This window comes from Desulforegula conservatrix Mb1Pa, assembly GCF_000426225.1.
GTDB classification, from domain to species: domain Bacteria; phylum Desulfobacterota; class Desulfobacteria; order Desulfobacterales; family Desulforegulaceae; genus Desulforegula; species Desulforegula conservatrix.
In genome coordinates this window covers 1-13,985 of sequence record NZ_AUEY01000092.1, presented here as the reverse complement: position 1 = coordinate 13,985, position 13,985 = coordinate 1, and the positions used below count along the sequence as shown (strand labels likewise).

Here is a 13,985-nt window from a genome sequence, read left to right as displayed (position 1 = left end):
TGGGTTGATTACTGCAAGAAGGAAGAAGGTATCGAAACTCTTTCTGACGAACATTGGCAGGTAATTAACGTTCTTCAGGACTACTACAAGAAGAACGGCATTGCACCAATGGTTCGCGTTCTTTCAAAACTCACAGGTTTCAAGCTTAAGCACATCTATGAACTGTTCCCGTCAGGACCAGGAAAGGGAGCTTGCAAAATGGCCGGACTTCCAAAACCGACAGGTTGCGTATAGTTAAGAAAATCTGTTCATGAAAGCTCGGATTTAAATTAAAAGAGGGATATTTTTCTATAAACGGAAAATATCCTTTTTTATTCGGGAGAGCTGCAACCAAGTTCCTTCACTTGGCTAACAAAACATATTATAGGAGAAAGGTCTTCCATGAAAAAAATGATTATCCTGTCCGCGCTGTCAGCCTTATGCTTATTAATTTTTCAAGCCCCGTCGTATGCAAAGTCTAATGATCTTGTTATTTTGTTTTCAGGTGACACAGCCGGATCCATTGAGCCATGTGGTTGCAGCCCTAGAAAGGGCGGTATATCAAGAAGGGCGGCATTTATTGAAAAAATCCGCAAGGAAAACGAAAACGTTCTGGTTCTTGATTGCGGTGACATGTTTCTTAAAAATAAAAACCCGGGCGAGCTAAGGGCCAAAACCATAGCAACGGCAATGGGTATAATGAAATACGACGCCGTCAATATCGGTGATTATGATCTTGGGTTTGGCAAACAGTTTTTCACTGGGATTGCGAAAAAGAATTCACTGCCCTTTGTATCAGCCAATATAAGCTTACCTGAAGAAAAAAGCAAAAATGAAGGCAATATCATCCAACCATATAAAATCATTAATTTAAACGGATTAAAAGTTGGCATTACAGGCATCACTCCTTCCATATATTTTACTGATGAAGCAATCAATAAAGAAGTTTCAATTAATAGAGACATGAATGGAGCATTGCAGAAAGCCCTTTCCGAAATGAACAAGAAAGCAGATTTTTCAATTCTGCTTTCCCATCTGGGAGACGACGCGACAAAAAACTATCTGGAAATGAATGATCTGGAAAAAGTTTTTGTAGCAATAGCAGGGCATGGACGGCATTTGAGCTTCGAGCCCAGACTTATCAAAAATACTTATATGGTGCAAAACAGCATGTCCGGCGAAAGTATCGGAATGTTAAAAATACATTTGAATGAAAAAAATATCCCCGAATCTTGTACACTTGAAAATATTACACTTGCCCTTGAAATGCCTGAAGATCCTCAAATAGCAAAGCTGATAAAAGAGTTTGATACAGAAGCCATCAAAATTGAAGAATCTGAAAGAAATGCCAAGGTAAAAGCAGAGGAAGAAGATGCAAGGAAAAAAGTCTTAAAGCTATCCCCGGACGCATTTATGGAAAAAATGAAAAAAAGCAAGGACGGCACTGTTCCTATGGAATAAAACCGATAGATGCTCAATCCGTATTCAATAACACGGGCATGGTAATGGATGAATGATTCTTAAATACATATTTGAATGCCAGTGGCCATTTTTAGAAAGACAAACACTTAAATTATCCGGGTTATTCATTTTTTTCAAAGAGTCATGAGCTATAAAGGCATATATTGTTTGCATTCAGAAATAAATAGTGTAAGAGTTCTTGGATTCATTCCTGAAGCACCCTGGTGCCAAGGTTTTTAACAACTATCCGATATCAGGAAACAAAATGTTAACTGTTACACCAGCTGCCACAAAACAGATAAAAATTTTTCTTGAAAACAGGGACGCGGCTCCTGTAAGAATTTTTCTCCATTCCGGAGGATGTGGTGGCCCACAGATAGCTATGGCTTTTGATGAACTCAGCGAAGGCGACGAGGTCATAAAAATAGAAGATATAACCTATATAATTGAAAAAGAGTTTTTTGCTGCTGCTCAGCCAATATCCGTTGAATTCACAGAAGCGGACGGTTTTTCTGTGAACTCGCCCATGAAGTTTGAAAGTGGCGGATGCTCTGGCTGCAGCTGCGGAAGCTCATGCGGCAGCAACTAAAAAGGAGAGATCATGGCAACAAATGTAGATTTTCAGGGCAAGACGTTCGTAGTTGATGAGGATGGTTTCCTCGAAGATTTCAATACCTACACTGCAGAGTGGGTTGATTACTGCAAAAAGGAAGAAGGTATCGAAACTCTTTCTGACGAACATTGGCAGGTAATTAACGTTCTTCAGGATTACTACAAGAAGAACGGCATTGCACCAATGGTTCGCGTTCTTTCAAAACTCACAGGTTTCAAGCTTAAGCACATCTATGAACTGTTCCCTTCAGGACCAGGAAAAGGAGCTTGCAAAATGGCTGGTCTCCCAAAACCAACCGGTTGCGTATAGCCAGATTGTTTTAGTTGAATCTGTTTGAATATCAGATTTTAAAAAGCCCTGCTGTAAAGGCAGGGCTTTTTTTATTTATCAATCCTGACAGTCCTATTACCGTCATTCCGGCGCAGGCCGGAAACCTGAAGTATCTGATGGACTCGCAAAAAAAACTAAAAAGGACTTGATTGATCCTGCATCCAATCTTTTCAGTTACCCATAACACCTTTACATCTCATTAGAGATTTAATCGCTTTATGGAAAATAGCATTCTATTATTCCAAATATCTCAACCCTCTTCTGTCTAATAATACGACAATAAATAACCATATGGCGACAAAACAACGTGACAAATCTATTCGCAACGTTTTTCCGAATATGCCCATAGCCTATACAGACTTATAAAAGCGGGCTTTAGTATGGCTTTTTATGATTAAAAAGTATAAATTGCTTCATTCACTTTAATCCGGCATGCGTATTGCTAAGTTTATTATTGTCTGTAAACAAAACACCGTTTGCATAAAACAACCTCAATCTCCTTCCTGGATTTTGATTTTTTTTACAGACGATAAAACCGGCGTCGAGCATCAGTCTTATTCACATAAAAAACCGGGCTAATTAAGCAACTAAATCGGTTTCCAATCCAAGGAAAAATCAGGCCTGACTATACAGGCCTGTCCAAATCATTCGGATGATAACAATTTGATTGAAACTTAAACAAACCAGAATTCAAGAGAGGAGTATTACATGGCCAGAAATAAATTTACGTCTTTCACAAAATCGTTCCTGTTATCCACCCTTATCCTTGCTACAACGTGGACAGCCTCAATGGCTGGTGACACAAGGGGATATATTCCTGCACCGGCTGATACGGTTGGCGTTCTTTTTTATTACTGGCACACTTCGGGTTTTGAAAAATACAAAGATGGCGACAAGGTTGCTGACGACTTCAATCTTTCAGCAAATACCCAGATATTCAGGCCCGTCTATTACACTACCCTTGCTTCCATGCCTGCGACAATCCAGGCCCTAATACCATTTGGAGACATAACAGTTGACGGTACCAGCGTAGGCAACAAATCGTTTTCTTCGTCAGGACTCGCAGACCCCACAATCCTTGCAGGCATATGGCCCATCAGTAATCCGGAGACAAAAACATGGCTTGGTATAACTGAATGGTTCAAGATGCCGCTGGGTGAGTATGACAATAAAAGAGTCCTCAATATGGGGGCAAATCAATGGGCTTTCAAATCAGAGATTGGATTCGTTAAAGGCTGGGGTGATTTCTATCTTGAGCTTTCACCTTATATTGAATTCTATACTGACAACAGTGATTCAGGAGCTGCCAGTGCGACTCTTGAAAAAGATCCGACATTCGCAATGGAAACCCATCTTAGCTATGACATAAGCAAAACCGTGCTTGTTTCACTCGACCACTATTACAAAAAAGGCGGGGAAACCACAGTGGCAGATGTCGCAATGGATGATGAGGCTGAAACCCACTCTCTTCAGTTTACACTTGGAGTTACACCGGCGCCAAAACAAAGACTTCTTCTCCAGTACCTCGAAGACTTGAGCGTGGAAAACGGCTCAAAAACAAGCCGTTTCGGAGCAAGATATACTTACATTTTTTAACAGATTCCCTCTCCTTCTGTTAAAAAACAATAAGGAAGTGCACCGGGTTGTTTTCCGCTCACCGGCGCACTTCCTGAAACAACCCAAAATTATTTTCGTGGCTATGCTCTATTTTCAGTCTTATTTTTAGGAACGAAAAAATTGGCGTTTCCAAGCTATGCTTGCATAATTTATTCGCTAAAACACATAAGCATAAAGTTTTTGCGGAGCTTTTTTAAAAAGCGACTCGCCGAAGGCTCTCGCAAACGAAAATAAAACAGAACCAAAATCATTTTAAATCATCTCTTTTTATCTGGAAATAATGAAAGAATTTCTTTCTCGCTTGCCCCGCAAACGCCATTTTCAGTGATAAAGCCGGTAACAAGTCTTGCAGGCGTTACGTCAAAGGCATAATCTGCGGCAGGACTGTTCTCGGGCGGAACAAGGACACTAATTATCCTTCCGTCATTAAATCCCTGCACATATCTGATTTCATCGGGATTACGTTCTTCTATAGGAATATCTTTCAATCCGTCTGTGATTGTCCAGTCAAAGGTCGAAGAAGGAAGAGCGACATAAAATGGAATTCCGTTATCCTTTGCTGCCAGAGCCTTGAGGTAGGTTCCTATCTTGTTTGCCACGTCTCCTGCACGGGTTGTTCTGTCAGTGCCTACAATGACCATATCGACCATTCCATGCTGCATGAGATGGCCGCCGGTATTATCTGCTATCACAGTATGCTTTACTCCGTGCTTACCAAGCTCCCACGCTGTCAGCCTTGAGCCTTGATTTAAAGGACGAGTCTCATCCACCCAGACATGCACATCGATTCCAGCGTCAAATGCAGCGTAGACAGGAGCTGTTGCCGTACCGTGGGCAATGCATGCAAGCCAGCCTGCGTTGCAGTGGGTGAGGATATTTACTGTCTTTCCTTTTTTTGCCTCTGAAATCTTTTTAATGATATCCAGTCCGTTAACGCCTATTTTTCGGCAGTTTTCTGATTCATAATCATCAACCCAGAGAGCTTTCTCCTTTGCAATTCTTAGCTGGGAAGCAGGATCTTTTTCCTCAAGAACTGCTTCAAGACACATATCAACAGCCCATGCGAGATTGACGGCCGTAGGCCTTGCGTTTTTTACCCTGAGGCATTCTGACTTTATATATTCTTCCCTGTTTTCAGAAACAGGAGCAGAAAAGACAGCGATATAAACTCCCCATGCGCCACTGAGACCAATCAAAGGAGCGCCCCTGACAACCATTGTCTTTAGGGCGTGGATTACATCGTCTACGGTTTTAAGTTCAAGAACGGTAAACTCATGGGGCAACCGCCTCTGATCAATGGCGCAGACAATGCCGTCTTCCTTGAACCAGATAGGTTTCTGATTTTTTTCTTTCATATCTTCAAGTCCTGTTTTTATTCAAATAAGTGAATTATTTCAAATCAAGTGACACTGTTTTTCATAATATCATTCCATTTGCAAGTTCAATAAAAACAGGTTTTTGTATGCCTCGCACATTAAAAAATATTTGACCAAAGTCACAATCATACCGCAGCAATAATTCTCTCAAGAACATCTTCCATGATAGTATTCAGTTTTTGAAATTTTGATGAATCTGCTGCAACCTCTTTTTCAGACTGAATATATCTGCCACCAGCTTTTATTTCATCGCCGCAGTTCATGATAAGATCCTGGGCAGAAGATGGTGTTGTTTCAAGATGGAATTGCAGACCAAAAACCCTGTCCTGATAATCAAAGGCCTGATTTACACATCCTTCGCTTGAACAGACAAGCTCGCTTCCGGATGGAATAGCAAAGGTATCGCCGTGCCAGTGAAAGGCTTCTGGAGAATCATCAAACAGGCCTTTAAGCAGGCCATTATATTTTTTTTCAGTATTTAATCTGAACCAGCCTATTTCCTTTTCAGGATTTTGAGTAACTTTTGCGCCAAGAACATCGGCAATAAGCTGCGCCCCAAGACAGATTCCGATTATTTTAACGCCATCTTTTATTGCTTTTCCGATGAAACCCTTTTCAGGGGCAAGCCAAGGGTAAACATCAGTATCATAAACACCCATGGGACCGCCCATGATCACAAGAAGATCGATCCCATCAGTTTCAGGGAAAGATGCATCTTCATATGTTTTTGTTACTGAAACGCTGAACCCTTTTGTTGTTGCCCATGCCCCGATATGCCCCAATCCCTCGAAAGGCACATGCTGAACCCAGTGAAGCCTCATTGCGCACCCCGCATATTTAATTTTAAGTAACAATTTTAACAAATATTGATTTGTAGTCACAAAACCGTCATACACAATTATTTCTGTATGTTAAGACCACACATTCAACAAAATATCATTATAAATCAACAAAGACCATACTTCTTGGGTATCATATAATTTTTACGAGCTTGTTTTACATTCTCTTGTTTTTGCCTTGCTTACGTGGATGGCCTTCATATAAAGTATGGCAGGTAAGAAAATGTACCGATTTCCCATACAAGCAGTAACGGCAAAACCTTGCGTTAGCTCTAAACCCAAACCAAAATATTTCTACAACCTTGGCTCTGATTTTAATCTAAAAATTTCATTCAGAAACTGAACAAGCATTGTTTAAATTCATGAAATAAAGAGGAGGCATTTATGTTTTTTTTTGATTTTATTTTATCGATTAACTGGGAGTATGCGGCCCTGGCAGTTTGTTTTGCCATTCTGCTGTATGCGTCTGTGGTCGTGGTGGGAGGTAATGAAATCGCCCTGATCGAGCGCCGGTGGTTTGGCCGGAAAATGCCCCAGGGCAGGGTTGTTGCGCTTGGCAATGAAGTAGGTATTCAGGCTAGGACGCTCGGCCCTGGTCTGCATTTCCTGATACCGTTTATCTACAAGGCGAAAAAAAGCGTTTTTACAGAAATTCTGGAAAATGAAATCGGACTGATCGAATCAGTGGACGGGTCATCCATTCCTGCGGGAAATATCTTTGCCGCTGTTGTGGCAGGCCATAATTCCTATCAGGACGGCGAGGCATTCATAAAAAATGGCGGACAGAAAGGGCCTCAGATCGAGGTGCTGCCTCCGGGTAAATACCGTATCAACCCTTATCTGTTCAAGCTGACCATGGGTGCAGTGACCTCAATCAAGGATTTCGAAATAGGGATTGTTGAGTCTGTGGACGGTGTGGCCATTCCTGAAGGAAAGATATTTGCCCAGGCCGTGGAAGGGCACTCATCTTTTCAGAACGGAGAAGCATTTATCAAAAATGGAGGACAAAAAGGGCCTCAGATTGAAATCATTCCGCCTGGAAACTATCGTATCAATCCTTATCTGTTCAAGGTGACAAAAAACAAGGCCACCAAGATCAGCGAAGGTGAGATCGGCTTAATTGAGTCGGCTGACGGCACATCAATTCCTGCTGGCCGCATTTTCGCAAATGTTGTGGCTGGCCACAATTCATTCCAGTCAGGTGCTGATTTCATCAAAAATGGGGGCCAGAAAGGGCCTCAGACTGAAATCCTTCCTCCAGGTGTTTACCGTATTCATCCAAATCTTTTCAAGGTGACCAATACCAAGGCCGTGGTAATCGCCAAGGGTGAAGTCGGCATGGTCACAGCCCAGGACGGAGCTCCAATACCCATGGGCAGACTCTTGGCACAAAGTGTTCCTGGGCATTCAAACTATGAAAATGGCGAAGCGTTCCTTAAAAATGGCGGACAGAAAGGCCCTCAGATCGATGTGCTTCTGCCCGGAACATACCGTATCAATCTCAATCTTTTTCAGATACAGATCGCGCCGGCCGTTGTCATAGCAGCCAACAAGGTCGGTCTGGTCACAGCTCTTGACGGTATTCCATTGCCTGAACGTGAATATGTGGCCTGCCCCATCACCGGCCATAATGATTATCAGGACGGCTCAGCGTTTCTGTCCAAGCAGGGGCAACGTGGCCCCCAGCTTGACGTTCTCAGACCCGGAACATATTACATCAACCCATTCATGTTCAGCGTGGAAGTCGATGATGTCGCAGTAATTGAGCGTGGTCAGGTCGGAGTTGTCGTATCAAACGTCGGCGATGATCCCACTGAAGAGATGAAAAAACGTCTCGGATCAACCCAGATCGGCGCTTCCGTTGAAGAGGGTAAAGAAAAATATGTCGTACCAAAAGGTTTCAGGGGAATTCAGGAAGAAGTGGCCGGGCCTGGCCGCTATTACCTCAACCGCCGGGCATTTATGGTGTATATCATTGACACCACAAACATCACCATAGACTGGGACGATCAGGACGACACCCGCTTTGACCAGTTGACCGTCATATCCAAGGACGGTTTTCCAATTCAGGTGGCAGTCAAGGTGGTTATTCGTGTAAGGCCGGATCAGGCGCCATACATGGTGGCCAAGGTCGGCTCCATAGACAACCTCATTCAACACGTTATTCATCCTATGATAGACTCGTCGTTCAGGAATCAGGCATCCACGGCTTCAGCCATGAATTTTCTCCAGAGCAGATCCGAAGAGCAGGCAAAGGCTGAAACAAGGGCCAGGGCAGATCTTGAGAGATACCATGTGGAATGCGTATCAGTCCTTATCTGCCAGATCCGTCTTCCGGAAGATCTTATGCAGACCCAGACCAAGCGCATCATAGCTGAACAGCAGCAGGAAATGTACAAGATGGAGCAGAAATCCCAGGCTGAACGAACCGAGATGGAAAAGATGAGGGCCACAGCGGATCAGCAGCCCACCCTGGTTGCATCGGAAATTGCGGTAAAAGTGGCGTCCCAGAAGAAAATGGAAATGATCACCCTTGCCGAAGGTACGGCAGAGGCAAAAGCCCTTGAAGGAGCCGGAGAAGGCAAGCGCCTGATAGCCATAGGTGACGGCGAGGCGTCCAAGATTGCCGCTATAGGTGAGGCGACTGCCCAGGCCTACAGCAAACAGAAGGCGGCCATTGGCGAAGATGCCATCAAGCAGATCAAGATCGTGGAGCTGATTTCTTCATCCATAGAAAAAGGCAAAATCAAGATTGTCCCGGATGTTCTTGTGGCAGGCGGAGGCAACGCAACTGACGGACTTATGGGCATGTTGACAAAGCTTCTGCCAGGTATTGATGTTTCAGCTCTTCTGAAGAAGTCCGGCAAGTCATCAAGCGATACTCTTTCAGAATAACAGACCAGCTTTATAAGCATTGGAACATCCGGGGATAATGCAAAAGTAGGGTGCGTGGCGCTTTTCCACGCACCATTTTCAACCAGATGGTGCGTGCAAGGACGGCACGCCCCCTACGGGAAATCGTTAATTCAACAACATTGAGGCCCAAAAAGACTTACTATTGAAAAAGAGTTCACATCTACAAGCCCTTTGTCGGTTATCTTAAGCTCGGGTATTACAGGAAGAGCCATAAAAGACATGGTCATGAAAGGGTCTTTCATCACTGCCCCAATCGTTTTGGCAGCAACAAGGACAGCATCAAGCCCTGTCCTTATATCTTCCACAGATTCAAAAGACATCAGTCCTGCCATTTCAAGCGGAAGAGAGGCGGCAATCTCACCATTACATGCCACGGCAAGCCCTCCGCCCATTCGAATAATTTCAGCAATGGCTGCCTTCATGTCTTCGTCAGATGTACCGATTGAAATAAGATTGTGGGAATCATGACAGACACTTGAAGCCATGGCCCCATTCTTGAGTCCGAATCCCTTTATGAATCCAATTCCTGTCCCAGCCTTGCCAGAATGCCTTTCCACCACAGCTATCTTTAGAATATCACGCTCTGGATCTGAAACAACAAGACCCTCCCTGACAAGGGGCTCTGCCATTTCAATTCCAGTAATAAGCTGATCCACCTCGGAAGTTATCACCTTTATTTTTCCAGGTTCAGCCTTTACCTTAAGATCCAGATTCTCAATTTTCACGTTCATGGAAGGTGGAGTATTGCTTGCTTCGGGGAAAACAACGCTCTCAAGCATCGCCCCTTTTTCAGCGACCTTTTTTCCTCCGCTGTAAACTATTTCAGGGACAGGCTCCATCAGATCCTTAAAAAATACTATGTCTGCCCTCATTCCAGGAGCTATCGCACCATGAGTTCTCAAACCGAAATATTCTGCGGGATTAAGCGTTGCCATTTGAATGGCTGTCACAGGGTCAAGACCATTTTTTATGGCTTTTCTAATTATGGCGTCAATATGGCCGTCATCCAACAAATCATGGGGATGCCTGTCATCTGTGCACCACATCATTCTCCGGGATGTACCTGGATTGACGGCCTTCAGAAGTTCCTGCAGATTCCTGGCGCAGGTGCCTTCCCTTATCATTATATGCATGCCCATACGGATTTTTTCCATGGCTTCGTCAGCCATAGAGCACTCATGATCGCTTCCGATTCCTGCCGAAACGTATGAACAAAGCCTCTTGCCAGCAAGAAGGGGGGCGTGTCCGTCAACCTTTTTGCCAAGCGCAATGGCATCTGAAATTTTGTCGAGAATATCAACGCTACAGTTAATCACTCCCGGATAGTTCATGACTTCTGCAAGAGCGATCACCCTCGGATGTCTGTAAAAATTCCGCAGATCCTCCGCATCAAGAACAGCGCCGGATGTTTCCATATGAGTTGCCGGAACACATGAAGGCAGAGCAAAATAGAAGCTCATGGGCTGACCTTCTGACGAATCAAGCATATAGTTTATGCCTTTTGATCCAAGAACATTGGCAATTTCATGAGGATCAGCCACGACAGCAGTTGTTCCGTGGGGAAGTACAGCCTTTGCAAAACCGGCAGGCCCTGCCATGGAACTTTCTATATGAACATGGGCGTCAATGAATCCTGGTGCTGCGAACATGCCTTTCATATCTATTACTTCAAGGGCCTCATATTCTCCCAATCCTGCAATTCTGTCTTCGCATATGGCAATGCTGCCCTTCAAAACTTCGGATGAAAATGTGTTTATTATCATGCAGTTTTTCAACAGAAGATCCGCAGGAGAGTCCCCTAATGCAACTTTTATAAATTTTTCGAGAGACATGCCTAAATTCCTTTATTCAAAGTGAGGAGGATAAAAAACGAACCGTAGACAACAACCTAAACGTATCTGTATCATGTATATTAATGAATCAGTCGCACTCTTCCGGTCGTGATCTCAAAGACCGCGCCCACAAGTTTGATGCGGCCTTCTGCTATGCGCGCACGGCCTTCAGGTGTTTCCTTGAGTTGACGAATAGTCCATCTGATGTTGGCCTCGACGGCGCACTCAAGCATACGCTGTGGTGGCAGCTGAGGATCGATATCATCAAGGCCCGGAAGTATTGACTGGAGCAGCAACTGTATGCGCGAACGATCCTGAGCGCCCTGAAACTTTGCAGATAGAGCAGCCTGGACCGCACCGCAGTTTTCATGGCCAAGAATCATGAACAATTCAATATTAAGATGTGTTCCTGCATACTGGATGCTGCCCATAATCTCCGGCGTACACACATTGCCAGCCACACGGATGACGAACAGGTCTCCGAATTCTGCGTCAAACAGAAGCTCCGGCGGCACCCGCGAATCACTGCAGCCCACTATGGTAGCATAGGGTCTCTGGCCTTTGACGAGATCTGCGAGAACCTCCATGGATGTCCTCGTGTGTAGTGGCTCGCCCCTCAGAAAACGCTCATTCCCTTCCATCAGACGCACAAGCGCTTCGTCTGCGTTTAGAACATCATCGTTTTTGTTGTGGATAATCAAAGGGTTGTTTTCCGATTCTTGTCGATTCATAGTCCCTCTCCTTTCCAGACAGATCTTCATCTTTCCCTTGCTGGCGGATTTCAGGAGCACAGAGTTCATTCACTCCTGAAATAGAGTCTTAAGGAAGGCCGCCTCAATTGAGACAGATGCGGCCCGTTGAATCGTTTGTTTTAATCTTGATTTAAAAAATCCAGGATCATCGGGTAAGCCAATCCTGTCTATCTGATGGATTTTATCAGAGTTAAGCATCATTATGATTTTGTTCAAATCAGAAATTACTAGGCCTGTCGCATTTGTCTCCGCCGCGTTCTTTACAAAGAACGTAACGGGTTTTTTTTGCCCAATATTCCATTCCGGCGTTTGCATCATGCCATGAATCAAAAATTCCGCTCATACCTTTTCCGCCAGCTCTTCTATCTGCACCTGCAAACAGAACTTCGCCTGTGGTTGCATCTGTAATTTTCATTTCACCGCTTATTTCACCAACAGCACTAGGCTTTCCTGTAACAAAAGTTTTAGCGACAGAAAAAGCAGCCCCAAAAGGAAGTACAGTTGAAAGCATATCCATAGTAGGATCTGACGTTTCTGCGTCCAGAATTGCTACCTGTATCTTAAGAACTCCAGGCGCTGGATCTTTAACAATCTTGAAATCACTGCCTAACTCTCTAACAAGATACCCATAGCAGTTTGAAGAAAGAGTTTTTAAATCCGCAATTTCTTCTTTTGAAGCATTTTTGGGTTTAAACATCATTACCGGATCGATTATCACACTTGTGTATTTCTTATAGTCTGCCTTTGGATTGGCATACCGAAGAAGGGCCTCATCATATCCGCCATAATCCAGCAATGAACGGTCAACAAGAACGGTTTTTGTTTTTTCATCCATGTATCTTGCCTGCTTGGTGTTCATACATGCTGTAAGAGAAAATGCCATAAAAACAGATAAGGACAACAAGGCCAGCTTTCCATTGATCTTCATAAATATCCTCTTTATTTGAAAATGTTTAACTGCTTATTATTGCTGCAACATGACAATAACAATTCGTTTAGAACTGACAGAATCGCAAAAAGGCAGGATGTCCATCATTCCGGCGCAGGCCGACATCCAGAAGTGGCTGAAGCCGGATCAAGTCCGGCATGACACCGCCGCCTTTTTTGCAAGGCCGTCAATTATTACCGCTCCTAAAATACAACATCATTTCGACTCTTCACCTTGCTTTTTATCAGCCTCCAGACCTCCGTCAAACAGTCGTTTTATTTCTTTTACCCTTCGGCTGTTTGCTCCGAGATCTGATATTCCGAGGCGTGATGACGATCTTATGTGAATAACACTTTTTTCAGGATCTACCATGCATTCGACGTCATCCCTAAATCTGAAAACAAGAGAAATGTAAATAGCCCGAATGTATCCCGGCTCCTTCTCCACGATCTCGGTACGAGGCATCGAAAGAATGACTTTTTCAATGCGGGACATTGCAGATTCAGGACTACCCCTAAAAGGAATAGGATCAATACCGTGAATCGGATTTTGCATTTTCGATGAAACGCAGTTGGGAGTGTAGGGACAGTCTTCCATTCTTCCCGTTACCCATGTGCAGCCAGTAAGAGTAATTAGAAAGCAGACAACCAAAACAGATTTTTGCATGTAAATGCCTTTATAATAATAAGGAATGTTAATCTGACGTTCTAACAGACTGTAATTAAAAAAACTTGTGCTCTTTGTAGTTTTGGGGAATTTGGAATTCCAACTATCGCTAATATTGATGGAGTCGCAAAAAGTCTAAAAATGGCTTAAGCTTTATGTCGGATTACGAGCAAAGGACGCTCTAATCCGACCTGCACTCAGCAACATTGCCGGCCCTGCCCAGGCTGATTTAAGGCTAAACTTTGGCAGGCGCCCACAGTTGTAAAAGAACAAATTTTTGCCGAATTTTTTCCCAAAAAGCGATCCGTAAGGGACATCTACAGATTATGCTAACTTTATTGGAAGGCCATTATTCTTTATGGCTCTGCCTGATATTCAGTTAAGAAGTGCCTTTTATGGTCAATGTGCCATCAAAAAAGTGTGATGCGTAGATAACATGGTTGTCATCTAAAGAAAGAACCTGCCATCCATGCAAACGTGGATTATATTTTTAGAGACTAAAAACACAGAGCCAAAACCATGGAGGCAGGTATGAAGAAGAATAACATATATGTAGGCCTTGATGTACATAAAAATAGTATAGATGTGGCACTCGCAGAAGAAGGTCGTTCAGGAGAGGTCAGGCACTACGGAAGCATAGGCGGAGATCTTGATTCAGTGGAGAAACTATTGAAGA

Annotated in this window: 12 protein-coding genes; 6 read left to right on the top strand and 6 right to left on the bottom strand. The window is 43.7% G+C overall.

Features of this window, described 5'->3' with window-relative positions; genetic code table 11:
• The 5 genes from K245_RS0118765 to K245_RS0118740 all read left to right on the top strand — a co-directional run.
• Nucleotides 1–234, top strand: a 234-nt coding sequence (locus tag K245_RS0118765) for a TusE/DsrC/DsvC family sulfur relay protein (protein WP_027360438.1), incomplete at its 5' end; no start/stop codon positions are given.
• 147 nt (nt 235–381) lie between these two features.
• The gene (locus K245_RS26980; RefSeq protein WP_027360437.1) at nt 382–1,440 is read left to right on the top strand and encodes a bifunctional UDP-sugar hydrolase/5'-nucleotidase; all 1,059 of its coding nucleotides are present in this window, start codon (nt 382–384) and stop codon (nt 1,438–1,440) included.
• Between the two features lie 265 nt (nt 1,441–1,705).
• Entirely contained in the window at nt 1,706–2,029 is a 324-nt protein-coding gene (locus K245_RS0118755; protein ID WP_027360436.1) for an IscA/HesB family protein, read from the top strand.
• A gap of 12 nt (nt 2,030–2,041) precedes the next feature.
• On the top strand, nt 2,042–2,362 hold the full coding sequence (locus tag K245_RS0118750; RefSeq protein ID WP_027360435.1) for a TusE/DsrC/DsvC family sulfur relay protein: 321 nt from the start codon (nt 2,042–2,044) through the stop codon (nt 2,360–2,362).
• A 729-nt stretch (nt 2,363–3,091) separates the two neighbouring features.
• The gene (locus K245_RS0118740; protein ID WP_027360434.1) at nt 3,092–3,979 is read left to right on the top strand and encodes a transporter; all 888 of its coding nucleotides are present in this window, start codon (nt 3,092–3,094) and stop codon (nt 3,977–3,979) included.
• 278 nt (nt 3,980–4,257) lie between these two features.
• On the opposite strand, the gene mtnA is transcribed toward K245_RS0118740, so the two are convergent.
• Nucleotides 4,258–5,355: an S-methyl-5-thioribose-1-phosphate isomerase gene (mtnA, locus tag K245_RS0118735; protein ID WP_027360433.1), complete on the bottom strand. Its 1,098-nt coding sequence runs from the start codon at nt 5,353–5,355 to the stop codon at nt 4,258–4,260.
• A gap of 146 nt (nt 5,356–5,501) precedes the next feature.
• A complete protein-coding gene (locus K245_RS0118730; protein WP_027360432.1) occupies nt 5,502–6,197 on the bottom strand; it encodes a type 1 glutamine amidotransferase in 696 nt (231 codons plus the stop codon).
• A gap of 402 nt (nt 6,198–6,599) precedes the next feature.
• On the opposite strand from K245_RS0118730, the gene K245_RS0118725 reads away from it, so the two are divergent.
• The gene (locus K245_RS0118725) at nt 6,600–9,110 is read left to right on the top strand and encodes an SPFH domain-containing protein (RefSeq protein WP_027360431.1); all 2,511 of its coding nucleotides are present in this window, start codon (nt 6,600–6,602) and stop codon (nt 9,108–9,110) included.
• 131 nt (nt 9,111–9,241) lie between these two features.
• On the opposite strand, the gene ade is transcribed toward K245_RS0118725, so the two are convergent.
• From ade to K245_RS25405, 4 genes are all read right to left on the bottom strand, one after another.
• Nucleotides 9,242–10,963, bottom strand: coding sequence for an adenine deaminase (ade, locus tag K245_RS0118720; RefSeq protein WP_027360430.1), 1,722 nt, complete (start codon nt 10,961–10,963; stop codon nt 9,242–9,244).
• 80 nt (nt 10,964–11,043) lie between these two features.
• On the bottom strand, nt 11,044–11,694 hold the full coding sequence (locus tag K245_RS25410; RefSeq protein WP_198013934.1) for a carbonic anhydrase: 651 nt from the start codon (nt 11,692–11,694) through the stop codon (nt 11,044–11,046).
• A 238-nt stretch (nt 11,695–11,932) separates the two neighbouring features.
• On the bottom strand, nt 11,933–12,643 hold the full coding sequence (locus K245_RS0118705) for a DUF3313 domain-containing protein (RefSeq protein WP_027360429.1): 711 nt from the start codon (nt 12,641–12,643) through the stop codon (nt 11,933–11,935).
• Nucleotides 12,644–12,859: 216 nt separating this feature from the next.
• Complete coding sequence (locus tag K245_RS25405; RefSeq protein WP_051284403.1) at nt 12,860–13,309, bottom strand: DUF1499 domain-containing protein; 450 nt, start codon at nt 13,307–13,309, stop codon at nt 12,860–12,862.
• Nucleotides 13,310–13,985: the final 676 nt, after the last annotated feature.

What these genes read in the sequence shown, in the direction of transcription:
- K245_RS26980 (WP_027360437.1), top strand. Translation starts at nt 382, where the DNA reads ATGAAAAAAATGATTATCCTGTCCGCGCTGTCAGCCTTATGCTTATTA.
- K245_RS0118755 (WP_027360436.1), top strand. Translation starts at nt 1,706, where the DNA reads ATGTTAACTGTTACACCAGCTGCCACAAAACAGATAAAAATTTTTCTT.
- K245_RS0118750 (WP_027360435.1), top strand. Translation starts at nt 2,042, where the DNA reads ATGGCAACAAATGTAGATTTTCAGGGCAAGACGTTCGTAGTTGATGAG.
- K245_RS0118740 (WP_027360434.1), top strand. Translation starts at nt 3,092, where the DNA reads ATGGCCAGAAATAAATTTACGTCTTTCACAAAATCGTTCCTGTTATCC.
- mtnA (WP_027360433.1), bottom strand. Translation starts at nt 5,355, where the DNA reads ATGAAAGAAAAAAATCAGAAACCTATCTGGTTCAAGGAAGACGGCATT.
- K245_RS0118730 (WP_027360432.1), bottom strand. Translation starts at nt 6,197, where the DNA reads ATGAGGCTTCACTGGGTTCAGCATGTGCCTTTCGAGGGATTGGGGCAT.
- K245_RS0118725 (WP_027360431.1), top strand. Translation starts at nt 6,600, where the DNA reads ATGTTTTTTTTTGATTTTATTTTATCGATTAACTGGGAGTATGCGGCC.
- ade (WP_027360430.1), bottom strand. Translation starts at nt 10,963, where the DNA reads ATGTCTCTCGAAAAATTTATAAAAGTTGCATTAGGGGACTCTCCTGCG.
- K245_RS25410 (WP_198013934.1), bottom strand. Translation starts at nt 11,694, where the DNA reads ATGAATCGACAAGAATCGGAAAACAACCCTTTGATTATCCACAACAAA.
- K245_RS0118705 (WP_027360429.1), bottom strand. Translation starts at nt 12,643, where the DNA reads ATGAAGATCAATGGAAAGCTGGCCTTGTTGTCCTTATCTGTTTTTATG.
- K245_RS25405 (WP_051284403.1), bottom strand. Translation starts at nt 13,309, where the DNA reads ATGCAAAAATCTGTTTTGGTTGTCTGCTTTCTAATTACTCTTACTGGC.